General features: G+C 39.6%; 20 protein-coding genes, 3 tRNA genes and 1 other annotated feature. Of the genes, 2 read left to right on the forward strand and 21 right to left on the reverse strand.

Annotated elements, in window-relative coordinates; translation table 11 throughout:
- Nucleotides 1–8: 8 nt before the first annotated feature.
- On the reverse strand, nt 9–1,571 hold the full coding sequence (gene cls / locus NHH15_RS02150; RefSeq protein WP_262064996.1) for a cardiolipin synthase: 1,563 nt from the start codon (nt 1,569–1,571) through the stop codon (nt 9–11).
- A gap of 105 nt (nt 1,572–1,676) precedes the next feature.
- Here cls and NHH15_RS02155 point away from each other — a divergent pair, with 105 nt between their 5' ends.
- Nucleotides 1,677–1,904: a hypothetical protein gene (locus NHH15_RS02155; protein WP_262064997.1), complete on the forward strand. Its 228-nt coding sequence runs from the start codon at nt 1,677–1,679 to the stop codon at nt 1,902–1,904.
- Nucleotides 1,905–1,946: 42 nt separating this feature from the next.
- Here NHH15_RS02155 and NHH15_RS02160 read toward each other — a convergent pair whose 3' ends face one another.
- The 17 genes from NHH15_RS02160 to NHH15_RS02240 form a co-directional block, all read right to left on the reverse strand.
- Entirely contained in the window at nt 1,947–3,584 is a 1,638-nt protein-coding gene (locus tag NHH15_RS02160; RefSeq protein ID WP_262064998.1) for a glutamine--tRNA ligase/YqeY domain fusion protein, read from the reverse strand.
- A gap of 25 nt (nt 3,585–3,609) precedes the next feature.
- Nucleotides 3,610–5,145, reverse strand: coding sequence for a L,D-transpeptidase family protein (locus tag NHH15_RS02165; protein ID WP_262064999.1), 1,536 nt, complete (start codon nt 5,143–5,145; stop codon nt 3,610–3,612).
- A gap of 67 nt (nt 5,146–5,212) precedes the next feature.
- The gene (locus tag NHH15_RS02170) at nt 5,213–6,373 is read right to left on the reverse strand and encodes a HipA domain-containing protein (protein WP_262065000.1); all 1,161 of its coding nucleotides are present in this window, start codon (nt 6,371–6,373) and stop codon (nt 5,213–5,215) included.
- Between the two features lie 95 nt (nt 6,374–6,468).
- Nucleotides 6,469–6,541 (reverse strand) — tRNA-Thr (locus NHH15_RS02175).
- Between the two features lie 49 nt (nt 6,542–6,590).
- Nucleotides 6,591–7,892, reverse strand: coding sequence for a hemolysin family protein (locus tag NHH15_RS02180; protein ID WP_262065001.1), 1,302 nt, complete (start codon nt 7,890–7,892; stop codon nt 6,591–6,593).
- Entirely contained in the window at nt 7,886–8,635 is a 750-nt protein-coding gene (gene rlmB / locus NHH15_RS02185; protein WP_262065002.1) for a 23S rRNA (guanosine(2251)-2'-O)-methyltransferase RlmB, read from the reverse strand. Before rlmB ends, NHH15_RS02180 begins: the two co-directional genes overlap by 7 nt.
- Nucleotides 8,632–9,075 (reverse strand): Mini-ribonuclease 3, encoded by a 444-nt coding sequence (locus NHH15_RS02190; protein WP_262065003.1) that lies wholly within the window; start codon nt 9,073–9,075, stop codon nt 8,632–8,634. Before NHH15_RS02190 ends, rlmB begins: the two co-directional genes overlap by 4 nt.
- Nucleotides 9,060–10,466, reverse strand: coding sequence for a cysteine--tRNA ligase (gene cysS / locus NHH15_RS02195; RefSeq protein WP_262065004.1), 1,407 nt, complete (start codon nt 10,464–10,466; stop codon nt 9,060–9,062). Before cysS ends, NHH15_RS02190 begins: the two co-directional genes overlap by 16 nt.
- On the reverse strand, nt 10,453–11,124 hold the full coding sequence (gene epsC, locus NHH15_RS02200) for a serine O-acetyltransferase EpsC (protein WP_262065005.1): 672 nt from the start codon (nt 11,122–11,124) through the stop codon (nt 10,453–10,455). Before epsC ends, cysS begins: the two co-directional genes overlap by 14 nt.
- Nucleotides 11,125–11,160: 36 nt before the next feature.
- Nucleotides 11,161–11,376: a binding site (T-box leader), on the reverse strand.
- A gap of 37 nt (nt 11,377–11,413) precedes the next feature.
- Nucleotides 11,414–12,118, reverse strand: a complete 705-nt coding sequence (gene aroD, locus NHH15_RS02205; protein ID WP_262065006.1) for a type I 3-dehydroquinate dehydratase — start codon at nt 12,116–12,118, stop codon at nt 11,414–11,416.
- Nucleotides 12,119–12,134: 16 nt separating this feature from the next.
- Nucleotides 12,135–13,133 (reverse strand): GNAT family N-acetyltransferase, encoded by a 999-nt coding sequence (locus NHH15_RS02210; protein WP_262065007.1) that lies wholly within the window; start codon nt 13,131–13,133, stop codon nt 12,135–12,137.
- Nucleotides 13,120–13,662 carry a 2-C-methyl-D-erythritol 2,4-cyclodiphosphate synthase gene (ispF, locus tag NHH15_RS02215; protein WP_262065008.1) on the reverse strand — a complete coding sequence of 181 codons (543 nt, stop codon included), beginning with the start codon at nt 13,660–13,662 and terminating at the stop codon, nt 13,120–13,122. Before ispF ends, NHH15_RS02210 begins: the two co-directional genes overlap by 14 nt.
- A gap of 1 nt (nt 13,663) precedes the next feature.
- Nucleotides 13,664–13,993: a hypothetical protein gene (locus tag NHH15_RS02220; RefSeq protein WP_262065009.1), complete on the reverse strand. Its 330-nt coding sequence runs from the start codon at nt 13,991–13,993 to the stop codon at nt 13,664–13,666.
- A gap of 98 nt (nt 13,994–14,091) precedes the next feature.
- Nucleotides 14,092–14,165 (reverse strand) — tRNA-Met (locus NHH15_RS02225).
- Nucleotides 14,166–14,199: 34 nt separating this feature from the next.
- A tRNA-Val gene (locus tag NHH15_RS02230) sits at nt 14,200–14,272 on the reverse strand.
- Between the two features lie 90 nt (nt 14,273–14,362).
- On the reverse strand, nt 14,363–18,112 hold the full coding sequence (locus tag NHH15_RS02235) for a phosphoribosylformylglycinamidine synthase (RefSeq protein ID WP_262065010.1): 3,750 nt from the start codon (nt 18,110–18,112) through the stop codon (nt 14,363–14,365).
- A gap of 66 nt (nt 18,113–18,178) precedes the next feature.
- Entirely contained in the window at nt 18,179–18,886 is a 708-nt protein-coding gene (locus NHH15_RS02240) for a TIGR01906 family membrane protein (RefSeq protein ID WP_262065011.1), read from the reverse strand.
- A gap of 103 nt (nt 18,887–18,989) precedes the next feature.
- On the opposite strand from NHH15_RS02240, the gene NHH15_RS02245 reads away from it, so the two are divergent.
- Nucleotides 18,990–19,862 (forward strand): LysR family transcriptional regulator, encoded by an 873-nt coding sequence (locus tag NHH15_RS02245; RefSeq protein ID WP_262065012.1) that lies wholly within the window; start codon nt 18,990–18,992, stop codon nt 19,860–19,862.
- A gap of 4 nt (nt 19,863–19,866) precedes the next feature.
- Here the strand turns inward: NHH15_RS02245 and NHH15_RS02250 are convergent, their stop codons facing one another.
- The 3 genes from NHH15_RS02250 to NHH15_RS02260 form a co-directional block, all read right to left on the reverse strand.
- Nucleotides 19,867–22,533, reverse strand: coding sequence for a S8 family serine peptidase (locus tag NHH15_RS02250; RefSeq protein ID WP_262065013.1), 2,667 nt, complete (start codon nt 22,531–22,533; stop codon nt 19,867–19,869).
- A gap of 116 nt (nt 22,534–22,649) precedes the next feature.
- The gene (locus NHH15_RS02255) at nt 22,650–23,345 is read right to left on the reverse strand and encodes a hypothetical protein (protein ID WP_262065014.1); all 696 of its coding nucleotides are present in this window, start codon (nt 23,343–23,345) and stop codon (nt 22,650–22,652) included.
- A gap of 10 nt (nt 23,346–23,355) precedes the next feature.
- Nucleotides 23,356–24,891 (reverse strand): CHAP domain-containing protein, encoded by a 1,536-nt coding sequence (locus NHH15_RS02260; RefSeq protein WP_262065015.1) that lies wholly within the window; start codon nt 24,889–24,891, stop codon nt 23,356–23,358.
- Nucleotides 24,892–25,004: the final 113 nt, after the last annotated feature.

Raw genomic sequence — 25,004 nt, forward strand, 5'->3', positions numbered from 1 at the left:
ATTGATAATTACATAAGTGGCGCAAATAGCCGAAGTGCCTTTCCCATCAAAATATAGTACCAGCTGCGCTTTTCAACTTCCATCATACTTACCTTATGACAGCGTTTCAGAGTGTTTTGAAAGTCCATTTCTATTCTGTGCACTTCCATATTGTTATAGATAAATGCACCACACTCAAAATGGAGATACAAGCTGCGATAATCCAAGTTAATCGTTCCTACTGCTGCTGTATCATCATCTGACACAAATACTTTTGCATGAATAAATCCAGGATTGTATTCGTAAATTTGTACTCCGGCCATAATCAGCTCTTTGTAATACGTTTTCGCCACAGCATAGGCGTACCATTTATCCGGTATATGGGGCATTATAATAACGACTTCTATACCGCTCTTTGCTGCTCTTGTAAGAGTTGTAATCATTTCATTATCTAAAATCAGATAAGGTGTCATAATGTGAACATACTTCTTTGCATGATTCAGCATATGAAAATAAACTTCTTCCCCTACATTCTCATTATCAAAAGGACTGTCAGCATAAGGAATTACGTATCCTAAGCCTCTCTGGAACCCACTGCTTTGTCGCGTCAGATATTTACGATAGTTCTCTGTTTCTTTACTTTCCGCGTTCCACATTTCCAAGAACATCATTGTAAAACTTTGAACCCCATCACCTTCTAACATAATCGCCGTATCTTTCCAGTGTCCAAAGCGCTTTACTCGATTGATGTATTCATCAGATAAATTAATTCCTCCAGTAAAGGCCACCCTGCCATCTATCACCAATATCTTTCTGTGATCTCGATTATTTTGTATGGTTGACAAAAACGGCTTTAGACTTCCCATGACTTTACATTTGATTCCAAGACGCTCCATCTGTTTGTGGTAATCCCAAGGCAATGTCGTGAGAGAACCCAGTCCATCATACATAAAACGAACCTCTACTCCTTTTTTTACCTTATCTACCAAAATATCCAGAATAGAATTCCACATATATCCTTCTTTTACAATGAAATATTCGAGAAAGATAAATTTTCGTGCCTGCTTAAGCTGGATGAGCATCTCCTCAAATTTTTCCTCACCCAATGCAAAATATTTTACGTCTGTATTTTGATAAGTAGGAAATCCCAATTGTCTATGAAGATAATGAGCCAATAATGAATTTGCCGATTTACTTGTTTTAATAGCCGCAAGCACGCTAGGATTTTGTTGACGGTAGGGCTCTGTTTCTATGTGTTGAGCCGCAAGCTTGCCCTTTAAAATATGACTCCCTGGCTGTATTTTAACGTAAAGATAAAACAACATTCCCACACCAGGAAACATGAGTATCAGCAAAATCCATGTCATCTTAAAGGCTGGATTTCCAACTGAATTTATGAGATGTATGATTACAATACTTTCTACTAATATTAAAAGCCCATATATGTATGGCAGATATTCTCTCAAGTATTGTACACTAATAAAAAGAATTGCAATTTGTAGTATGATAGCCAGGGCAATAATGCCAATTCTGCTAAATACAATCTTAAACAATCCTTTTTTTGCCTTAACTTGTGTCTCCTTTGGCTGCATTTACTGTTCTCCCATCATTTTTTTATAAACTTTCCTCACAAGGTATTGTATAATTTTTTGATTCATATTACAATAGTAACAATAATATTTCGAAAGGAGAAGTTCATGAAGAAATTCATATCATTTTGTCTCAAATTACTGGTTATTATGACCGTTATTGCTGGGGTAGTATATGTAATCAAAACTTATTTTTCATCTGATGACGAGGATGAGTTCGTCGATGACTACAAGGACTTAGACTTTCGTTTAGATGAAGACTTAAAGGATGTAAACGACCGTGAGTACGTTACACTTTCAAACAACAACGAATCCAACGAATCGGAATCCTTATAATTAAGAGGCTGTTGCACTTTTTGCAACAGCCTCTTTCACTTCTTATTTCGGCAAACGAAATGTACTCTTTAAAGACACAATCCGATTAAATACCATGTTCTCTTCTGTTGAATCTTTTGTATCAATACAGTAGAAGCCATTTCTTACAAATTGGAAGCTTTCTCCAGGCTTAGCATCCTGAAAATTATTTTCCACGTAAGCATTCCGAACTATTTTAAGCGAATCCGGATTGATTGCATAGGTTCGATCATCCTGAATGAGCTTCTCATAGAGGCGTACCTCTACCTTTTTCCCGTCCAGTGCATTAACCCAGTGAATCGTTCCTTTTACCTTTCGCCCTGTAAATCCAGAACCGCTTTTTGTCTCTGGATCATAGGTTCCATACACACAAGTAACATTTCCTTCATCATCCAAATCATATCCTGTGCATTTCACAAAGTAAGCACCCATAAGCCTTACCTCATTATCTGGATACAAACGGAAATACTTTTTCGGCGGAACCACCATAAAGTCCTCACGTTCAATATAGAGTTCCCGGCTAAAGGTTAACTCCCTTTGTCCCAGCCCTTCATTTTCCATGTTATTTGGCATGGAAAGCTTCTCTGTTTTTCCCTCAGGATAATTTTCAATAACCAGCTTAACCGGATCTAAAATTGCCATCATACGAGAACGCTTTAATTTCAAATCTTCTCTTATACAATATTCCAGCATCGCATAATCTACAATACCGTTACTTTTTGAGACTCCCACCATTTTCACGAACTCTTCTATGGCTTCTTTTGTATATCCTCTTCTTCTCAGAGCTGAAAGCGTAACCAGTCTGGGGTCATCCCATCCGTCTACTGTCTTTTCATCCACTAGTTTTTTGATGTATCTTTTTCCCATGACCACATCCGACAAATTTAGCTTTGCAAACTCAATCTGTCTTGGACGAGGATCAAATTCCGTTTCCTTTACAACCCAGTCATAAAGAGGTCTGTGATCTTCAAATTCCAACGTACAGATTGAATGGGTAATTCCCTCAATTGCATCCTCAATAGGATGTGCAAAATCATACATGGGATAAATACACCACTGATTTCCTGTTCTGTGATGAGAAATATGTGCCACTCGATACAGCACCGGATCTCTCATGTTCAGATTTGGAGATGCCATATTAATTTTTGCCCGCAGAACTCTCTTTCCATCTTCTACCAGTCCATCTTTCATTTCCTGGAAAAGACTGAGATTTTCTTCCACGCTTCTTTCTCTATAAGGACTATTCTTTCCTGGCTCTGTTAAAGTGCCTCTATAGTCTCTTATTTCATCTGCTGAAAGATCATCCACGTATGCAACCCCCTTGTTAATCAGTCGGATTGCACACTCATACATTGTATCAAAATAATCAGAAGCAAAGTGAAGGTGATCCTTAAAATCCACTCCCAGCCATTTCACATCTTCCATAATTGATTCCACATATTCCACATCTTCTTTTACCGGATTGGTGTCATCAAACCGAAGATGAAAAGTTCCTTTATAATCCTTAGACAGTCCATAATTTAAGAGCACAGATTTTGCATGTCCAATATGGAGATAGCCATTGGGTTCCGGTGGAAATCTGGTACATACCTCGCTGTATACACCTTCTTCTAAATCTTTATCTATTTCATGTTCAATAAAATTTCTTGAAACAACTTCCATTACACTTTCAAACTTCCTTTCAGTATTAATAAATTACAATTGTGGTACCGCTTGGTATCGTGTCGTAAATCCACTTAGCCTGATCAATTGGCAATCTTACACATCCTGCTGATACACCTACTCCCAGACGATCATCATAAACTGCATTGCCACCCGGATAATAAGGTACAGAATGGAATAGATAATCACCTAAAATCTGAGTGTACCAATAACAATACAGACCATGGGATACAAAATGGTGTCCCTTGATTCCAACATGGTAAACCCCTTTAATTGTTGGTGTTCCCGGAGCGCCATCTCCACAAAGCCAGTATGCAATATTCGTCCATGAACCACCTGAGCGCTCAAACACCCCTACGTGATGGGTATTACAGTCTACTGCCAAAAGATAGTTCGTAGGACTTGAATATCCTTCAATAACCTGTCTCATTCCTTCAGACGGACCAGTCACCCATCGTCCGGATGCATCTAAACGATATCCGTCAATTTCTCTGGAATGTGCCATTGCCCCTCTTGGGCCGCCTCGCGGATCCTTATATCCAAATAGATAATACCAATATCCATTCTTGGACTGCCATCCTTCCAGCATACGTCCATCACCGCCCATGAGATACCAGTTACTTCCATCCCATGCCCAGTCATCAACCATTCTTCCTGATGTTTTATGAAAGTAATACCAGGAGTTATTCAAATATTTCCATCCTGTTACCATAACATTTGTTTCGGGATCTAAATAATAGAAACCAGAGCCAACTTGAATCCAGCCGCCTTCTAAATGACTGTCAGAATTAAAGTAGTACCACTGCCCATCAATCATATACCAGCCGGTAACAGCATCTCCACCTTTATTGAAATAGTAGTTCGTTCCGCCAATCTCCATTTTAGACCCATTAAACATAAGGCCGTTTTCCAGCATATAATACCAGCGTCCATTTGATAACACCCAATTATCCCGAACCATAGCACCACTATTGGTATAAAAGTACCAGTTGCTTCCATCTTGAAGCCATCCTTTTACCATAGCCCCAGTTCCATTGAAAGTATAAACTGAATTACCAATCGTTAAGGTCTTATGGTATACCATCTTGGAATTATCATCCATATAGTACCAAATGCCCCTGTCTTCCACCCAGTTATTACGAACCTTTTGTCCGCCGCCTAACCGATAAAAGCTCCAGTCCACACCGTTTCCAACCCATCCGGTTTTCATAGAACCATCTGCTGCTAATAAATACAGATTGTTTTGGTATTGGATTTCCTGGCCTTTCACCATCTTTCCATCTAAGTAGTAGTACCAGCGTCCATTTTCGCCTTCCTTCCAAACACCCTCATCATCTGCTGTTTCCATGATAATCTCATCTTGTACCTCTGGTACTTCTGGTACTTCTTCCTGCTTTATCTCCTCTTCCTGCACGTCTGTCTCTTGCAGGTCTTCTTTTTGAATCTCTTCATTTTGTACCTCTTCTTGCTGTACCTCTTCGTTTCCCTCCGTTGCTCCTGCAACTAATGGAAATGAAAACGAAAGCAGAAGTGCCAGAAGCAGAACCCTCATTCTCTTCATAAACTGTTCCTCCCTTAATGTGATAATTCATTATAGCAAAAAAAGAATAAAAGGACTAGACCTAAGTCTAATCCTTTTCATTTACAATATTCTTATACTTTCTCCCTCGATATGTCAGACCTGACTCTATTTTTCGAATTCTTTCCTCGCTCATATCTGCTGATTGTTTGAAAATATCATAAAGCAAAAATGGAATTTCTTCTGTCCGTATATTAGGCGGAATACTCTCCATATGCTTTATCATAGTATCTTGTGTCTGATAGAAGGAATTACACTTTATATCTTGTTTGATATCAATTCTTGGTGTAGACAAATCGAACCACAAGCTATTCCCACTATCAAATATTGGTGCCAGTTTTATCCACTCCAATGTGACTGCATTTCGAATTATCCCAAAATTATTTGTATGTCGATCACTATTACCAATAATATAGTCCGTAGCAATCATGTAATCCACTTCATCTGCCACATTCTCTATCCCATGATCCAAACAAATGTTTTTAAAATGTTGTAAGTAAGATATTTGATTATCCTTTTTCACAGATTCTAGAATATTTCTTGCTGATACAAACTCCGTTTTTACATCCACAAAATTTTCACATACAGAGTAGGGAATATCATCTATGTTTTTCAACCTATAGGACACATAATTGGAACAATTGTTTAGCTTATGCATCTCACTTGCAAATACTTCATTGAATGGCTCTTGCATGTAGTTATGTGACCCCTGCTTGTAAAGCATGGCTTTGCCATCCTCAATCATCCATGCCTTTGCCAGATTTCCAGACGTAGTATATGCCGGATTCAAATCCAATGTATCACCAACCTGTACATAATCTCGTTTTAATAGAACGGTGTCTATTTCAACCGAAAAATCGTTTTCAAAAAAATTGATTTCTTCCCATTTCAAATTTCTTTCAGCCGGACAAAGCCAATAATGATCCGTCATATTTAATCCGAGATTTTTCAGCATTAATTCACTGGCATTGTCAACACCTATCCGCTCCAACAGTTCCTTAAATCCATACCGTGTGTTCGGAATTTGCCGTTCTTCCAGCCAACGGGCAAACATTTTTTTGTTGATAGAATTTCCAACCCTTCCCACACCTATAGGGAGAAGTTCTACTGCATCTATTTTTCCACTGTTTACAAGTCTATTTGTTTCGTCGTCAAATGTACATGGAAAAACAATAGTATTTTTATGTTTTAAGAAATATTCTCTTTTCATTTCCCTTTCCCCCTTACATTACTGGTACTTCATTTTAACATAGAACAATATCCTTTTAAAGCAAAAAGGACTAGACCTAAGTCTAATCCCTAAAGAGCTGCCAAGCGGACTTGAACCGCCGACCTCCGCCTTACCAAGGCGACGCTCTACCTACTGAGCCATGGCAGCATACTGCAACGATATTTATAATACAATATCTTCATGGCTCTTGTCAATCCTATTCAATAATTTTTGTTACCGTCTCTAAAATTCTGTGGTTTTCCACTCGTTTCACCTGAATATACAGTCCATAAGCTGTTAAGTCAAACTCTTCATCATCCTTTGGAATCCGATCAATTTCTTTTAGAATAAAACCTCCAAAAGTATCATAATCTTCATCTTCTACCGGCAAATCAACTTTCAAGGTTTTCGCAACATTATTAAGATCAGCACCGCCTCGAATCAGCCATTCCTTCTCTGAGCGCTGCTCAATCTCCTGAGGCTGTACTTCTTCCTGCAGATCATACAAATTTCCTACAAGCTCTTCAATCAAATCATGTAAGGTAACGATTCCTGTAACTCCACCGTACTCATCTACTACTACCGCAATGTAGATTCGATTTTCCTGCATATTCCGAAACATCACATTGGCCTTCATGCTTTCCGGAACGAAGTATGGCTTTAGAACCGCTTCCTTAAGAGCATTCTCTTTGGTACGCTCTGAAAGTCTGAAATATTCCTTGGTGTCCAAAATCCCTATGATATTTTCCTTGTCACTTTCATATACCGGATAATTGGTGTGATGACTTTCATAGATGATTGCATCCCATTTTTCAATGTCGTCTTCCATATCCAGGATTGTCATATCCACTCGATGTGTACAGATTTGTGCCACATCAATATCATTAAATTCAAAGACATTTTCAATCAATTCCGTCTCATCCTTTTGAATGTTTCCCTGTGCTCTTCCTGCCAGAAGCATCATACGAATCTCTTCCTCTGTCACAGGCTCTTCCTCTTCCCCTGGATTCATTCGCAAAAGGCGTAATACACCATTGGTTGATTTCGTCAAAATGAAAACCAAAGGAGCAAATATTTTAGAAACCCAGTATAAAAGTCCCGATAAAGAAAGAGCCATTGGCTCAGCACGCTTCATTGCAATACGTTTTGGCACCAATTCTCCAAATACCAATGTAAAAAAGGACAATATCAAGGTAATCACTACGACAGCAATGGTATTAAGTGCGCTTCTTGGAACACCGACTCCTGCACCAATCAGAGCCTCCACCAGAGGCTTCGCAAAACTATCTGCCGCAAATGCACTTCCCAATAATCCGGCCAAAGTAATGGCAACCTGAATCGTAGCCAGAAACTTTGCCGGCTGCTGGGTTAAAGCAATCAGTCGTCCTGCCCTTTTGTCCCCCTGCTCTTTTCTGTTTTTAAGCTTTGTTTCATTGGTTGAGATGACTGCAAGCTCCGCACTTGCAAAAATTGCATTCAACCCAATCAGAACAATCTGTAACAGCAAAGGTCCTAACACACAGCATCACCCCTTTGTCTCACAATCTCGTAAGCAAAAACGCCACAAGCCACAGATGCATTTAAAGAATCAATATCCCCCTTCATAGGGATCGAAATTACATAATCACAAGTTTCTTTTACCAGCCTTGAAACGCCTTCTCCTTCATTTCCAATCACTAAGCCAATAGGGCCTTTCAAATTGGAACGATACATCACTTCCCCATCCATATCGGCACAGGCAAACCACAAACCTTCCTTTTTCAACTCTTCCATGGTTTTGACTAAATTCGTAACCTTTGCTACCGGTGTATAATTAATGGCTCCTGAGGAAGTTCTGGCCACTGTTGCCGTAAGAGAGGCTGCTCTTCTCTTTGGTATAATCACTCCATGGGCACCTGCCAAATTTGCGGTACGGATAATCGCCCCCAGGTTATAGGGGTCTTCAATTCCATCCAGCAAAATCAAAAAGGGGTCTTCTCCTTTTTCTTTTGCCAGCGCCAGCATATCTTCCACTGTGCTGTATTCATAACTTGCAACGTAAGCAATCGCACCTTGGTGCTTCCCTGTAGCAGAAATCTGAGTAAGGCGCTCCTTGGTTACAAAATTCAAAATTGCATCTGTCTTTTTAGCTTCTCTTATAATACTTCGTATTGGCCCATCCATACATCCGTCTAAAACAAACAGCTTATCAATAGGCTTTTTGGCACGAAGTGCCTCTAGTACGGCATTTCGTCCTTCAATAATGGATTCTTCTTCTCTCATTTACTATTTAATCCTTCCAGTCCTGTTTGGACTAATTCAATTAATCTTTTGTAGTCTCCTTTTAAATACAAATACCCTACTAAGGCTTCAAACCCAGTGGCTCTTCTATAGTCTGTCACACTCTGGTTCTTTGCAGTGGATACACTTCTTGTATTTCGGCCTCTTTTATACACATCATGCTCCTCCTGAGTGAGCTGATCCTGTATGATTCCCATGATTTCCGACTGTGCTTTTGCATTTACATACTTACTATTTTCCTGATGCATCTTTCCCGCCGGTTTATTACCCTTATGTACAATGATGGTTTTCATAATCATATCATATACGCAGTCTCCTATATAAGCAAGAGTCAGGGGAGAATATCCCCGCAAATCTAATTCCGGCAAAGAAAAACTTTCCTTAATACACTCATTCAACGAAGGGGTTATGCTTTTTTCCATTTTACACCTTCTCTGGTATCCTCTAAAACGATTCCCTGTTCTAAAAGCATATCTCTTATTTCATCTGCACGTTGGAAATTTTTCTCTTTTCTCGCCGTTTGTCTCTCCTCGATTAAGGCCTCTATTTCAGTATCTAAAATCTCTTCTTTTTTCTCGATGATAATTCCCAGTACATCATTCAGCTTTTTCAAAAGAGCGTACAACTCACTCAAATACTCTTGTCCACTCTCTTCATCCGTATTGGTATTGATAAATTTCACCAGCTCAAATATAGCAGAAATTCCATCTGCCGTATTAAAATCATCTTCCATGGCTTTTTCAAAGGATCTCTGATACTTCTGGGCTTCATCCAGATAGAGTCTCTCAGTCTCTTTAATGGATGCATCTCCCGCCTTCTCCATCAAAAAACGAAGGTTGGCTGCTGCATTTAAAATACGCTCCAAGCCATTCTTAGATGCTTCCATTAGGTCTTTTGAGAAATTCAATGGACTTCTGTAGTGAGCTCCCAGCATAAAGAATCGAAGAACCTGTAAATCATACTCCTTGCTGACCTCTCGTACTGTTCTGAAGTTTCCAAGAGACTTGCTCATTTTTTTGTTATCAATATTTAAAAATGCATTGTGCATCCAATACTTGGCAAATTCTTTCCCGTTAACAGCTTCACTTTGGGCAATCTCATTTTCATGATGGGGAAATACAAGATCCTCTCCACCAGCATGAATATCAATTTCCTCTCCCAGATAACGCTTTGCCATCTCGGAACATTCAATGTGCCATCCTGGTCTTCCATCACTCCAGGGTGATGGCCATGAAGGCTCCCCTTCCTTCTTTGGCTTCCAGAGTACAAAATCAAAAGAATCTTCCTTTTCATCTTCTCCTGAAACCTTTAAGGTTCTGTTTCCAGATACTAAATCATCTAAATTTTTATGGGAAAGCTTTCCGTAGTCTTTAAACTTTCTTACACGATAGTATACCGTACCATTTTTTTCATAAGCATAATCCTTATAAACAAGGGTTTTAATCATATCAACCATACCGTCAATTTCCTGAGTTGCCAGAGGATGGGTTGTCGCCGGCATAATATTCATTCCTGCCATATCTTCCTTACACTCAGCAATATACTTGGTGGAAATTTCGGAAGCCTCTACTCCCTCTTCTTTTGCCCGATTAATAATCTTGTCATCCACATCTGTAAAGTTGGAAACAAAATTTACATGATAGCCTTTGTACTCAAAATATCTCCTCACGGTATCAAAGACAATCATTGGCCTTGCATTTCCAATATGGATGTAATTGTACACCGTAGGACCACATACATACATCTTTACTTCCCCTTCTTTTAAAGGAATGAATTCTTCTTTTTTTCTGGTTAAAGTATTATATAACTTCATAGGTTTTATCTCCTTCGCTTTTTTCGATTGTTTTTACTCTTTTTCTTAATTCCCGGACTTCTTTCCCTAAGCGGGCAATTTCATTGCTGATTGGATCCGGCAAATCCACATGATCCATGTCAGACCTTGGGATTTTCTGGTTGTCTCTTTTTACAATCCGCCCTGGTACCCCAACAACGGTACAATTAGGTGGGACTGCTTTTAAAACAACAGAACCTGCACCGATTTTACTATTTTCCCCTATTGTAAAAGAGCCTAATATCTTAGCACCGGCACTGACCATCACGTTATCTTCTAATGTTGGGTGTCGTTTTCCTTTTTCTTTTCCGGTTCCACCCAGGGTCACCCCTTGATATAAGGTTACATTATCCCCTACAACAGCCGTTTCACCAATGATTACACCACTTCCATGGTCAATAAATAATCCCTTCCCTATTGTAGCTCCAGGATGAATTTCAATTCCTGTTTTTCTTACTCCTCTTTGTGATATCCAGCGAGCCAAAAAATACCGTTTCTTCAAAAACAGCTTATGAGCAACACGGTATCTTAAAATCGCCTTAAAGCTTGGGTATAGAAGCACTTCCATATTGGACTTAATTGCAGGATCCCGCTCCCGAATCACCTTAATTTCTTCTTTAATATAGGATAAAATTTTCATCTGTTCACCTCCATAACGAAAAAAAACCTCATCTCATTAAGAGACGAAGTTTATCCGCGGTTCCACTCTAATAGAGAGAATCAGTCCTCTCCACTCATACACGTAACGTGTGCTAGACGTATCCGGCTACTTACTTCACCGAATCAACTCCAAAATGCACTTCTCCTGTCCTTCATCTAAAACCGCTTTCAGCCAATGACGGTTCCTCTCTATAGACTCCACATAGGGTACTCTTTTCTTCATCGTTTTTATCTTGTTAAAAGTATTCTAGTAGACTTTTACTGCATTGTCAATCCTGCTTTAATATCTTTCTCAATTCATCAATCTCAATTTGCCCCGGGGCACTTTCTTTTCCCACCATTGCAAAAGTAAGTATGGAAGAATAGTTTAAAGGATGAATTCTGGTATCACTCCCCAACTCTCCCATTGCAATAATAATCTTTGGATTCTGTATTTCCTTGTTTGCTTCCTCCACACCTTCTCTTAAAGTTACTAAATCGACTTCTGAATTCGGCATTACCGCAACCTTTAAGACATCTCCCGACAGACTTTCCATCTCTTTTAGTTTCGCTGCAATCTCCTCTTTTTCCGGTGTTTCGGCAAAATTGTGATAACTTGTAATTACTTTTTTGTTTTTTTCTTTCGCTTCCTTTATCAAACCTACTCGGTCCTTAATAAGATTTGCTTCCATATCAATATATGAAATCTCATCTCGATTCGTCACCAATGAAAGAAGTGCAAAGTAAGCTTCCTTTGTTATGGGCTCATTTCCGCCTTCAAAAGGTGTTCGGAAGGTAAACAGTATTGGAATTTCTCCTAATATCTCTTTGAGTTCTTCTAAAAGCTCAAAAAGAAAACATTCCTCCATCCAATATTCAAAATGGTCAATCCTCAGCTCCACCATATCCGGTTTCTTTTTTGCAATCTCTTTTGCCTTTGCCAGTATTTCTGCTTTTGTGCTTTCTACAATTGGAACACAAATCATGACATCCATATTTTCTCCTTGTCAGTTATACAACTTCGTCAATTAGAATCGGTGAAAGAGGAATTATCTTTTTGAACTCATCTGCCATTCTTTCACTCATTACAACATCTTTTTCGTTTTTTAGCTCATCAACACTAATAGAACCAAAGATAAAAGAAGTAAATGCCGCAATTGGCAAACTCCCCTCACTATTCGTTCCTGGTCCTTCCATAATCATGGCTTTCGAGTTTTCTGTCCCGGAAACAATGTAACTTTTATTGTTTTCCTCTAATATGGAATCCGTAACATCGAATACCACAGCCGTTAAGCCTTTTAAAGACAAATGAGAAAGAACCTTTTTGACATCCAGAATTCGTACCATAATTTTGGGGTCACTCATTGTACTTTCCTTCACATATGGCTTATATCCTATGATTTTATCCGCCTTTTTATAAACCATTAATTTGCCGCCATCGCTTTCATACTCTTGAATTAAACGATTAAAATAAGCCGCATCCTTATAAGTAAACACTTTATACTTATCCTGATTCTTTCTGTTTTCCTCTTGGCCTAAAATCTCTGTATCCACCGGAGTCAAAACAGATACCTCTGTTCCCACCGCCAAAGGTTCGTTTTCATCGTAAAAATCCCATTCCACCTTGGTTACACTCCTGAAATCATAGGGCGCATAAATTGCTTCTGCAACGGGCATCAAATAGGTGAAGCTCTCTCCTTCATCTCTCAAATCTTTTAGGATTCTTTCTAAAAGGAACTTCATATAATGGCGCTTCCGATATTCTTTCTTCGTTGCAACTGCTACAATATAATGAAGATTCAAAATTTCTCCTGCTACTTGAATCCGATAGGGATTCAAATGAATCATGGATACTATTTGCTCGTCTTCTTCCAATACATATATGGTATTATCCTTGATTTTTTCCTGATAATAATAATCTACAAAGGAGGAACTGTCTTCTGAAAAAACCTCTTCATACAACCCTCTTGTTTTTATATTATCCTCTTGTTCCAATCTATAGATTTTCATGCTTTCCACACCCCTGACACCCTTCGCACTTGGGCATAATATCGTAGCTGTAATTCTGTATTGTCTCAAGACTTGCAATTACCGAAGATGCAATTCCTTCTTCTCTCCCGGTAAAACCTAAACCTTCTTCCGTTGTAGCTTTTATATTAATCTGGTCTAGCGTAATATGACAAGCCTTTGCAATTTTCTCTCTCATCTCATCAATATAGGGTGCCATCTTTGGCTTTTGGGCAATAATCGTTGCATCGATATTTCCAATTACATACAGCTTTTCTTCAATGAGCTTTACGACCTCTTCTAAAAGCTTCATACTATCTGCACCTTTATACTTTTCATCTGTATCCGGGAAATGCTTGCCAATATCTCCAAGGGCTGCTGCTCCCAGCAATGCATCCATAATCCCATGAGTGAGTACGTCTGCATCCGAATGGCCTAAAAGACCTTTCTCAAAGGGAATATGAACTCCCCCCAGAATCAACTCTCTGTTTTCCACTAATTTATGAACGTCGTATCCTAATCCAACACGCATGTTATTCCTCTTTTTCTTCTACTTCTTCTGTTTCATCCGCTGCTTCTTCTACAGCAGGTGCTTCTTCTGTTGCAGCTTCTTCAATAACAGGATTCTCGGTCTCTGTAGCCTCATCCTGCTCTTCTGCCTCTTTGTCAAGCTTGCTTTGATCTGCCCCTTGTTTGAGAGTCAAAACCACTAAAAACAGCCCTAATAATATGAAAGCACCTCCAGCAAGGGCAAAACCAATTTTTGCTCCGGGCTCTCCGGCCAAAACGTCTCTTACTAACTGATATCCTAAATAAATCAGATATACTCCTACAACGATTCTTAATATACTATTTCCCTTCAATATCGTTTCCTCCTAAATGCATAGTGAGTTCATTATACCATATCATTGAAAATCTGGACACAAAAAAAAGAAACCAATCTCTTAGCTTCCTTTTTTAGTAGCGGGAACTGGATTTGAACCAGCGACCCTACGGGTATGAACCGTATGCTCTAGCCAACTGAGCTATCCCGCCATATGAAATTTATACAACTTTTTTTCGTTGTAAATGGGACCAATAGGGCTCGAACCTATGACCCCCTGCTTGTAAGGCAGGTGCTCTCCCAGCTGAGCTATGATCCCATTATCTGCGGGCTCTTATCTCGAACCCGCTTTGCTATTATACTATTGGATTAAGTGGATTGTCAACACCTAAAATCATCTTTTTTAAAATTATTTAAAGTACTTAATTCCCGACTCGAAAATTCTCAAATCCTGCTCTCCCACAATGTTCATTGCCACACTTCTGTCACGTCTTTCTGAATGAGCCATTTTACCTAAGATTCTTCCATCCGGACTTGTAATACCTTCTATTGCTCCATAGGAACCATTTACATTCCACTCTTCATTCATGGATACATTTCCCTTTGGATCACAGTACTGTGTCGCAACCTGACCATTTTCAAACAGCTTATCCAGCCATGCTTTCTCTGCAACAAATCTGCCTTCTCCATGGGATGCAGGATTTACGTACACATTTCCCAGCTCAGCACCTTGCAGCCATGGAGATTTATTGGATACTACTTTTGTATAAACCATTTTTGAAATATGTCTGCCAATGGTATTGTATGTTAAGGTAGGAGCATCCTGTGTCTGTCCCGTAATACTTCCATTTGGAACAAGTCCCAGCTTAACCAGTGCCTGGAACCCATTACAGATTCCCAGGCAAAGACCGTCCCGGTCTTGAAGAAGTTTTTCCACCTCTTCTTTTATGACTTCATTTTGGAATGCCGTTGCAAAAAACTTTGCAGAACCGTCTGGTTCATCTCCGGCACTAAATCCGCCTGGGAACATAATAATCTGTGCATTTTTGATTTCATCCTTAAAGCCTTCTATGGATTCCTTTATATCATCACCAGATAAGTTTTTAAAGATTCTGGTTGAAACTTCTGCTCCAGCACGTTCAAAGGCTTTTCGGCTGTCATATTCACAGTTTGTTCCTGGAAATACCGGAATAAAGACTCTTGGTTTTGCCACCTTGTTTTTACACACGTAAATATCTTTTGCTTCATACAGAGGACTTGCCACCTCTTCCTCCCGGCTCTCCTTTGACACCGTTGGGAATACCTTTTCCAATGTACCTTCCCAATTTTTCAATGCAGCTGCCAGCTCAATTTTGTCTTCCTTGTAACAGAAAGATTTTTCAGAAGTTACTTCTCCTACTAACGTATAAGTACCTGCCAACTCTTCTCCCGCTTTTACTTCGACTAAGATATCTCCAAAGGCCGGGCTGAAAAGTTCAGAAGCACTAATGGAATCTTCCACCTTTACTCCTAATTCATTTCCGAAAGCCATTTTTGATATTGCAGACACTAAACCATGGCGGTCCAAGGCATAAGCAGATGCTACTTTTCCTGCCTTCATATCTTTATTTAAAGCATCATAAGCGGCCATAATATTAGCATATTGTGGCATATCATATTCATCCCTTGCAATCCGAAGCCAGAACAGCTTATTACCTGCCTCTTTTAATTCTGGCGTAATCATCTCCCCTTCTTTTCCAATATCCACTGCAAAAGATACGAGAGTTGGTGGCACATCAATCTCTTCAAAGGTTCCCGACATACTGTCTTTTCCACCAATGGAAGGAAGACCAAAGCCAAGTTGTGCATTATAAGCTCCTAAAAGAGCTACAAAAGGCTGACCCCAACGCTTTGGATCATCTTTCATACGCTTAAAGTATTCCTGGAAAGTAAAACGAATCTTTTGGTACTCTCCGCCACAAGCTACAATCTTTGCCACAGATTCTGTAACAGCATAAGCTGCACCGTGGTAAGGACTCCAGGTAGATAAGTAAGGATCAAAACCATAACTCATCATAGTAACGGTATCACAATCCCCTTCTAAAACAGGAAGTTTTGCTACCATGCTCTGAGTCTCTGTTCTTTGGTAAAGTCCTCCATGAGGCATAAATACAGATGCTGCTCCAATGGAACCGTCAAACATCTCAACCAACCCCTTTTGGGAGCATACATTCAAATCTTTTAAGGTCTCTAACCATTTCCCCTTTACATCATCTACTTCTACATTTTTTAATACACTGTCCGATTTACTCGGTATACTTACCTCTACCTTCGTCTCTTGATGCGCTCCGTTGGTATCTAAGAAAGCTCTGGATAAGTCAACAATCTTCTTTCCTCTCCATGTAAGAACAAGTCTCGGTTCCTTCGTTACCGTTGCAACTACAGTTGCTTCTAGATTTTCAGATGCTGAATAAGCCAAAAACTGATCGACGTCTTTTGGATCTAAAACAACTGCCATTCTTTCCTGGGATTCTGAAATAGCAATTTCTGTGCCATCAAGACCGGCATATTTTTTCGGAACCTTATCCAGTTCTACTTCCAGACCATCTGCCAACTCACCAATTGCAACAGAAACACCACCTGCACCAAAGTCATTACACTTTTTAATAAGAATGCTGACTTCTTCTCTTCTGAACAGTCTCTGGATTTTTCTCTCTGTTGGAGGATTTCCCTTTTGTACCTCTGCTCCACTTTCCTTGGTAGATTCTTCTGTATGAACCTTTGAGGAACCAGTAGCACCACCGATACCATCACGGCCAGTTCTTCCCCCTAATAATACAATTATATCTCCTGGATCTGAATTCTCTCTTTTTACTGCTCTTCTAGGTGCAGCTCCTAGAACAGCCCCAATTTCCATACGCTTTGCAACGTAATTAGGGTGATATATTTCTTTGACACTTCCTGTTGCCAGTCCGATTTGGTTTCCATAAGAGCTGTATCCATGAGCCGCTTCTCTTACAATCTTCTTCTGTGGAAGCTTTCCCTCTAAGGTATCCCTTACTGGAACTGTAGGATCTGCTGCTCCCGTTACACGCATAGCCTGGTACACATAGGTACGTCCTGATAATGGGTCACGGATTGCTCCCCCCAGACAAGTTGCCGCTCCACCGAAAGGCTCAATCTCTGTTGGGTGGTTGTGGGTTTCATTTTTAAAGTTTACAAGCCACTCTTCCTCTACTCCATCAATGCTTACTGGTACCACAATTGAGCAAGCATTAATTTCATCTGTTTCTTCCTGGTCTTCCAGCTTGCCTTCCTTTTTCAGCTTACGCATTGCCATAAGAGCTAAGTCCATCAAGCAAACGAACTTATCCTCTCTGCCAGCAAATATTTCGCTATGATCCTTTAAGTACTGCTTATACGTGTCTTCTATTGGATTCTTGTAATCTCCTTCTCCAAAAGAAACATCTGTAAGCTCCGTTAAAAAGGTAGTATGTCTGCAGTGATCAGACCAATACGTATCCAATACACGAATTTCTGTCATGGATGGATTGCGGCTTTCCTCACTTTTGAAATACTTCTGAATATGCTGAAAATCCTTAAATGTCATTGCAAGTCCAAGAGAGTCATACAACTCTTTCAATGTACTTTCTTCCATATCTTTAAAACCGTCAAAGACAATCACATCTTCAGGTTCATTGTATTTAGTCACCAAGGTTTCCGGTTTTTCCATTCCTGTTTCTCTGGAATCCACTGGATTGATGCAGTGATTTTTGATTCGTGCTTTCTCATCTTCTGACAAAGTACCTTCGATTACGTAAGTCGTTGCAGTCTTAATAACTGGCTGCTCTTCTTCCTTAATAAACTGAACACATTGCTCAGCAGAGTCTGCTCTTTGATCATACTGTCCCGGGAGAAATTCCACTGAAAAAATGAAATCCTCTTTTCCAGAATCAAAATTTTCGAAAAACAGCTTATCTACAGGGGGCTCACTAAATACACCATTACAAGCCTTTTGAAAGCTGTCTTCTGATAAATTTTCCACATCATAGCGAATTAAAACCCGAACATTATTTACGCCCTTAATGCCAAGGTAATCCTTGATTTCGTCCTTTAAATCTTTTGCTGCTACTGCATACTCTCTTTTCTTTTCTACAAAAATACGTCTTACACTGCTCATGCTTTCTCCTCCATGAAATATTTACCTGATTGTTTCATATTATCATATCGGCTTACATTAGTAAAATTAATATGTCTTATATGTTTTATTATTCATTCTTATCATAACTATAGAGATTATAAGTGGAAGCCCCAGAGAAAAACCGAAGAACCTTCCAATCCTTCCCAGTATTCCATAGAAAAATCCCTCTGGTAACATACGAATCATATAGTCTGTTTCCGGGTCAAATACCCAAAGGTCGTTGGTAAAGAACATCTCATGAAATATGGTAAAATACTTTGTAAAATCCGTAGCAAATAAAATCCCAATTATTACCGTCAGCCCTCCAATTACACCAAAGGCCAAAAGGAATGCTCTTGGCAGCATATACTTCAAATCTGCTTTGAATAGAATAAGAGCTGCAATCATTCCTATCAAAAGAATCAAGGCAATATTTCTAAGGAAAAGTCCGCCTAAAAACAGATCCTGCACATCCTTCATATGCAAACGGTCCTGTTCGTTAAAGAAATCCTGACTTTTCCCTTCTACTGTGGTTTCGATAGAAAGGGTCTCTTCTCTTCCAATCAAATAGTCCATCATATAGCGGGTTACCGTCATAACATCTTCTATTTTCATATCCAAATCCTTTGTTACTTCATACTTTTCATACTGCTTTTTATAGAAGTTATATTCTGTGTCCCCATATATTGCCATTTGAAAGCTGGTAATTAAAATCACAAAAATCAGTAAAACCATAGCAATTGTGGAAAATAAAAATTCAATTTTTTTCTTCATAAGTCTAATCCTTTTTGTTTTCTTTTTATACTACCATAGAATACCTTGTAATTCACCCCTGAAACCCTTATAATTATCCTACTATATATAAGGAGTGCTAATAATGGAAATAAATTTCGAATTATACAAGGTGTTTTACTACGTTGCAAGAAGTCTTAGTTTTTCTGGAGCTGCCCGGGAGCTGTATATCTCCCAGTCCGCTGTCAGTCAGAGTATTAAGACTTTAGAAAAACGATTAGGGGTAACCCTTTTTGTACGCAGTACCAAGAAGGTATATTTATCCGAGGAAGGGGAAGTTCTTCTCCGGCATATTGAGCCAGCATTTAATTTAATACAACGGGGTGAGAATGTTTTATTAAATCCTAAAGAAAAAGCAGCTGAGCTTCGCATCGGTGCAAGTGACACAATCTGCCGTTACTTTTTGCTGCCCTTTTTAAAGAGCTTTCACAAGACCTACAAAGACATTCATATTAAAGTCATCAACGCAACCAGTCTTGGCTGTGTGGAGCTTCTTGAAAATAATCAGGTGGATTTTATCGTGGTAAATGCCCCCCACCCTTCTTTGCAAAATATTCCTGCTCCAAGAATTCTCAAAGAGTTTCATGATGTCTTTCTGTCCAGTCACGTATTTGACGAGTTAAAAGATAAGGTAATCTCTTTTCAGGATTTACTGTCCTATCCCATTTTGATGTTGGATAAAAACAGCACCACCAGTGCATTTCTACACCGTCAGTTTAACAAAAATCAATTGGAACTAAACCCTGAGATTGAAGTAAACAGTAATGATCTTTTAATTGACCTTGCAAAAATAGGACTTGGGATTGCTTTCTTACCAGACTATTGTATCAATACAAAGGATAAAAATTTATTCGTTGTTCATACAAAGGACAAGCTGCCAAAACGACAGCTTGTCCTTGGAATCAATGAAAATTCTCCCGTTCCTGAACTGGTAGAAAATTTCATTTCTCTTTTTTAGATAATTAACGCCATACTCCGTTTGCATCCACCCAATATCCGTCTGGGGTTTGGGTGTTGGTCAGCATTGCTCCACTGGAGCCCAAATAATACCATGCACCATCGTATATCCATTGGTTTTGGCACATTCTTCCGCCCCATTCAAAGAAGTACCAGCTTCCATTGATAAAGCCCCACTTATTTTCCAACATAAACCCACTGCCATTCAGGTAATACCATGTACCTCCTTGGTAAAGCCATGTGTTGGACAGCATTGCTCCACTGGAGTTAAAGTAAAACCATCCATGGTAACTTCTATCCCAGTCCCAGCCTATTTTCATAGCTCCGGTACTGGTATCCAGTGAGTACCATTTCCCACCGTCTACTATCCATCCCTTAACTTTTTGTCCATCCCGGTAGTAATACCAGGTTCCCTTTTCTTTACTCCATCCTTTTGGCGTTACCGTCACCTTACAGGTAGCAGTTTTTCCGTTGCTGGTCTTTGCTGTAATCGTAGCAGTACCAACATTTACACCAGTTACACTTCCTGATGCATTCACTTTGGCAACCTTTGTGTTACTGCTTGTCCAGGTAATGGTCTTACTAAGGGTCGTGTTCGTTGGCCCAATCGTTGCCTTTAATGTAAAGGCATCACCTTTGCTGATGCTCCTGCCAGTCTGATTAAGCTTCACGCTGGTAATCGGTATTTCCGAGACGGTCACTTTACAGGTGGCAGTCTTTCCATTACTGGTCTTTACCGTAATCGTTGCACTTCCTGCCTTGATTCCTTTTACGACACCTCCACTGGTAATAGTCGCAACCCCCTTATTGCTGGTGGACCAGGTCAAGGTTTTACTGTCTGTTGTATTCGTTGGCAAAATGCTCCCTTTTAATGTGGCACTTGCCCCTCGATACACGGAAAGAGTTGTTTTATCAAGCTTTACTCCTGTAATTCCAACACCTTTTACAGTAACCTGGCAGGTTGCTGTCTTTCCATTCACTGTTTTTGCTGTTATCACTGCATTTCCCGGCTTCACTCCAGTTACAACTCCGCTGCTGCTTACCTTCGCAATATTATTGTTATTACTAGACCAGGTAATGGCTCTGCTTTGTGTGGCATTTGATGGAGCAATCGTTGTTTTTAAGGTTGCACTGTTGGTACCGTTGAGTGATACGGTGGTTTTATCTAGTGCAAGTCCAGTAATCGGAATAATCGATTGCTGAATTGCTAAATCTGCATTTACCAATCCATTTCCATAATAAGGATCGTAGCCTGCTGCTCCTTTATCTGTGGCAGTCGAATAAAGTATGCTCTTTACTTCTGCAACGCTTAAGCTTGGCTTAACAGACTTCATCAAAGCAACAATACCTGAGACAACAGGTGCTGCCATAGAGGTACCGCTTTTCACTTCATATTTGCTGTTTCCACTGGCACTTGTGCTCCAGATATTATACCCTGGTGCCGCAATATCCTTATAATTATTGTATCCCCATCCAGGAACGATGCTTCCCCCACTATTCGTTGCTGTAACTGAGATACATGCATCTAAATCCGAGGGGAAATGAAAGTTTTGAATCTTCCCACTGTTTCCGCCGGCACACACTGTAACCACACCTTTTTTAGCTCCGGCTTCTATTGCATCCTTTACCAATTTGTCATATTGATAAGCGGAACCATTTAAGGATGCTTCTGTAACTCCCGCTTCATAGTAGGCTCCAAAGCTCATGTTCACTACACTTGCACCAGCATTGACTGCCATATTGTATGCTTCTGCAACTTTTGAACTGTAACAACCTTGTACTCCATCTACCTCTTCAAAAACATTATAGATAAGGAGTTTTGTATGAAATGCTACACCGGCTCCACCTTTTCCATTTTTTCCTGTTGCCGCAGCAATTCCTGCCACATGGGTTCCATGTCCTCCTAAATCTGTAACTGCACTGGAATTCTTGACCACGTCATAGGTTCCAGCTATATTTCCGCTTAAATCTTCATGGGTCGTTAAAGCACCAGTATCTAAAATAGCAATCTTTACATTGCTGCTATTCATATCTAAATTATTCCATGCTTTTTTTATTCCCACTTCATTATTGTTTAGATGCCACTGGTTGGTTGCAATATTGGGATCATTGGCTTCTTCCTCCAACGTATAAAAGAAGTTAGGTTGTACGTAGAGAACCTCCGGTCTTTCTTCATACTCCAGCATCTTATCTTCTATATTTTCTGTGGTTTCCACAACTACTAAACTGGAATCCTCGTTGGAAATCACTTCTTTTACTTCATCCTGTGTGACTTCTTCCACTGCTTCTTCTGTAATTGCTTCATCTACTGTAACAACGATAAACTCATCTGATGCCACAGCTCCCTCTTCAACAAGTGCTTTGATTTCTTCTTTCTTTTCCTGAACCTCTGGTGATTCTACCTCTGGCTCTAACTCTGGCTCTGTTAACTGAGATAGCTCTGCCTCTTCTTCTGGCAGCTCTTCCTGAGCAGGTTCTTCTTTGGGCTCTTCTTTGAACTTTTCTTGGGACTCTACTTGTCCTTGTCCTTCTACTTCTACCTCTACCTCTGTTCCCTCAGATATTTCTACCTCTTCCTTTATTTCCTCCTGGGCAATTGCTACAAGTGCATTAGACGAAAACAAAAAAATACACAGTAGTAAACAGATATACTTTTTTAAGACTCTCTTCATGTTGAATTCCTCCTAGATATTATTAGTTTACAATAATTCCGCTAAAAATCCAAATAAAGTTTTATAAAGCCTTATAAGTTTCTGTTCTACTACTATGTATTTTATACACTTACTTTCTATAAAACATTAAATACATTTAAAATATCTAAAATTCCCAGATGATTCAGATAATACACTATCGTTTCCATGATATATTCCTGAATCATCCAAATCAGCTCTCCACCAATAAAATATAGTAATATCCCACTGGATAAAAACAAACATATGCAAGATACAATATAAGCATACGTACATCTGTCTGGCTTATCTTTTAATACCTCTTTGTATGCTCCAAATTCAATGATTGGCAACGCAAACCGGGAAACCATAAAAAAGAATATGGATAACTGCCACGATAACAGCAAACTTATCACCATTAACAAGCCCGTTACAAATCCAAGCATTACTCTTGTTCCAGTAAGCGGCAGCATCTGGCCAAAGCTTACTTTAAAACCAAACGCACCTGCCCATGCCCGATTATACACAACCTTTAACAAATCCAAACCTGCTGTTAAAATCAAAGAAAATAGTGCAATCTTGAAGAGAGCATAAGAAAACTCTTCGGTAAAATAAAAAATTCCTATTAGTGTTACCAACAATGCAATTACTGCTTTCAATCCTATAAAGAATCCACTGAAAAGAAGTCCTTCCTTCTGACTCATAGAAGCGGTCTGGCTAACTGGACTTTTTATAAGAGATGGCAGCTTTACAAACATCCCTCTTACATCTTTCAGAAATGTTACTCCCTTTTCTGAAATAGAAATATCCCTCATTTTTCTCCCCCTACTTAACCCACTGTCCTGATCCATTTACCCAGCATCCGTCTGGTGTATAAGCATTTGCATACATTTTTCCTCCGGCACCAAGGTAATACCAATGCTTTCCATCAAAATACCAGGTGTTCTGATACATGTTTCCGGCACTTCCAACGTAATACCAGACTCCGCCATCAAAAATCCATTTATTGGAATACATCCGGCCGCTTCCGTCCATGTAATACCATGCCCCATTAATAAAGGACCAGCCATTTCCACGCATTGTTCCGCCCGTTCCCAAATAGTACCATGTCTTTCCGTCCTGAAGCCATTGATTTTCATACATTGTACCGCCGAATCCCAGATAATACCATGCGTTATCAAAAAGCCACTGATTTTGTTCCATTATTCCACTGGCATTCACATGGAACCATTTATTTGTTCCATCCTTTACCCAGCAGTTTGCAGACATGGTTCCATCACTTTTAAAGTAAAACCATGCTTTATAGGTATCACACCACATCCAGTTATTTTTCACCATTGCATTGTTGGCATAATAGTACCACTTTCCATTGCTATTACTCCAGCCATTTGTACGGAACTGTCCCATATTCGAGCTGGTTGATGTGCCACCTACATTGGCCCACATCTGATACGTATATGTATGGCTGGATCTTAAGCCATCTGCTTTTGCCTCTGCCACTAAGTTGATTCGATGATCCACTAACTCACTGGAACCGCCATGCTTCTTACTATGATCAATTACAAGGTTATTGCTTTCATCCCATACCTTGACTCCAACCTCACTTACTGTGGCTTTACCTGGATTGTGTACTTGCCCGTAAAGCTGTGCATTCCATCCATCTGTCATCTCTACATCTATCGAAAGATAGGAGGGCGTTGTTGAGGCATTTGCCCATTTCGGACGAATCAGTCCCCAGTAAGGCATTCCCATACTTTTATAATTTCCTGTGATTTTTTCAATATATTGATGCCCTGTAAAATTTTGGTGATAAGTAATTGTATCAGACTCATAGATTGCTACGTGACCGTATTGATTTCCTGCATATGCTCCATAGATAATAATATCTCCTGGCTGTGGCTTTCCATCCTTAATACGAACCCATCCACTTGGCAGACTATTCTCAGCATAGTCGCAGCCGTTTCCAAGAACCCAATTTTCACCCAGATACTGATAGTAGGCCATAATTAGATCCACACACTGAGCACCGTAGCTGCCGTCTGGATCTACCTTAGTACCAACTCTTGATTTGACCCAGGCAAGACCTTCCATATTTGATATGGTACCAGACTGAACGCTCATGATTGGAAGCTCTAAAGCTCTTGAGGCAATCGGAACTTCTTCCGTCTCTTCTTCCGGCACTTCTTCTTGCACTTCTTCTACAACCTCTTCTTGCGTTTCCTCTTCGATTGGTTCGGTATATTCATTTGAAGTTTCTGTATCGGAAGTCACTTCCTCAGCTTTTACTGTAATCGTTCCAATTCCTGACTGTATGACAAGAGCTGCCGCCAGCATAATACACACAATTCTCATTTTCATCATAAATTATCTCCCCTATAATTTTTAACTTTAAATTGGATTTTATCACTTTTGCATAAATTTTGCAAATTTTACCGTAGTAAATTAGTAAAGACTCCATAACGGATACATCTCTG

This window comes from Aequitasia blattaphilus, assembly GCF_024721305.1.
GTDB classification, from domain to species: domain Bacteria; phylum Bacillota; class Clostridia; order Lachnospirales; family Lachnospiraceae; genus Aequitasia; species Aequitasia blattaphila.

What these genes read in the sequence shown, in the direction of transcription:
- NHH15_RS02255 (WP_262065014.1), bottom strand. Translation starts at nt 23,345, where the DNA reads ATGAGGGATATTTCTATTTCAGAAAAGGGAGTAACATTTCTGAAAGAT.
- epsC (WP_262065005.1), bottom strand. Translation starts at nt 11,124, where the DNA reads ATGAAAATTTTATCCTATATTAAAGAAGAAATTAAGGTGATTCGGGAG.
- NHH15_RS02260 (WP_262065015.1), bottom strand. Translation starts at nt 24,891, where the DNA reads ATGATGAAAATGAGAATTGTGTGTATTATGCTGGCGGCAGCTCTTGTC.
- aroD (WP_262065006.1), bottom strand. Translation starts at nt 12,118, where the DNA reads ATGGATGTCATGATTTGTGTTCCAATTGTAGAAAGCACAAAAGCAGAA.
- NHH15_RS02210 (WP_262065007.1), bottom strand. Translation starts at nt 13,133, where the DNA reads ATGAAAATCTATAGATTGGAACAAGAGGATAATATAAAAACAAGAGGG.
- NHH15_RS02160 (WP_262064998.1), bottom strand. Translation starts at nt 3,584, where the DNA reads ATGGAAGTTGTTTCAAGAAATTTTATTGAACATGAAATAGATAAAGAT.
- cysS (WP_262065004.1), bottom strand. Translation starts at nt 10,466, where the DNA reads ATGAAGTTATATAATACTTTAACCAGAAAAAAAGAAGAATTCATTCCT.
- NHH15_RS02240 (WP_262065011.1), bottom strand. Translation starts at nt 18,886, where the DNA reads ATGAAGAAAAAAATTGAATTTTTATTTTCCACAATTGCTATGGTTTTA.
- ispF (WP_262065008.1), bottom strand. Translation starts at nt 13,662, where the DNA reads ATGCGTGTTGGATTAGGATACGACGTTCATAAATTAGTGGAAAACAGA.
- cls (WP_262064996.1), bottom strand. Translation starts at nt 1,571, where the DNA reads ATGCAGCCAAAGGAGACACAAGTTAAGGCAAAAAAAGGATTGTTTAAG.
- NHH15_RS02235 (WP_262065010.1), bottom strand. Translation starts at nt 18,112, where the DNA reads ATGAGCAGTGTAAGACGTATTTTTGTAGAAAAGAAAAGAGAGTATGCA.
- NHH15_RS02245 (WP_262065012.1), top strand. Translation starts at nt 18,990, where the DNA reads ATGGAAATAAATTTCGAATTATACAAGGTGTTTTACTACGTTGCAAGA.
- rlmB (WP_262065002.1), bottom strand. Translation starts at nt 8,635, where the DNA reads ATGAGAGAAGAAGAATCCATTATTGAAGGACGAAATGCCGTACTAGAG.
- NHH15_RS02190 (WP_262065003.1), bottom strand. Translation starts at nt 9,075, where the DNA reads ATGGAAAAAAGCATAACCCCTTCGTTGAATGAGTGTATTAAGGAAAGT.
- NHH15_RS02250 (WP_262065013.1), bottom strand. Translation starts at nt 22,533, where the DNA reads ATGAAGAGAGTCTTAAAAAAGTATATCTGTTTACTACTGTGTATTTTT.
- NHH15_RS02165 (WP_262064999.1), bottom strand. Translation starts at nt 5,145, where the DNA reads ATGAAGAGAATGAGGGTTCTGCTTCTGGCACTTCTGCTTTCGTTTTCA.
- NHH15_RS02155 (WP_262064997.1), top strand. Translation starts at nt 1,677, where the DNA reads ATGAAGAAATTCATATCATTTTGTCTCAAATTACTGGTTATTATGACC.
- NHH15_RS02170 (WP_262065000.1), bottom strand. Translation starts at nt 6,373, where the DNA reads ATGAAAAGAGAATATTTCTTAAAACATAAAAATACTATTGTTTTTCCA.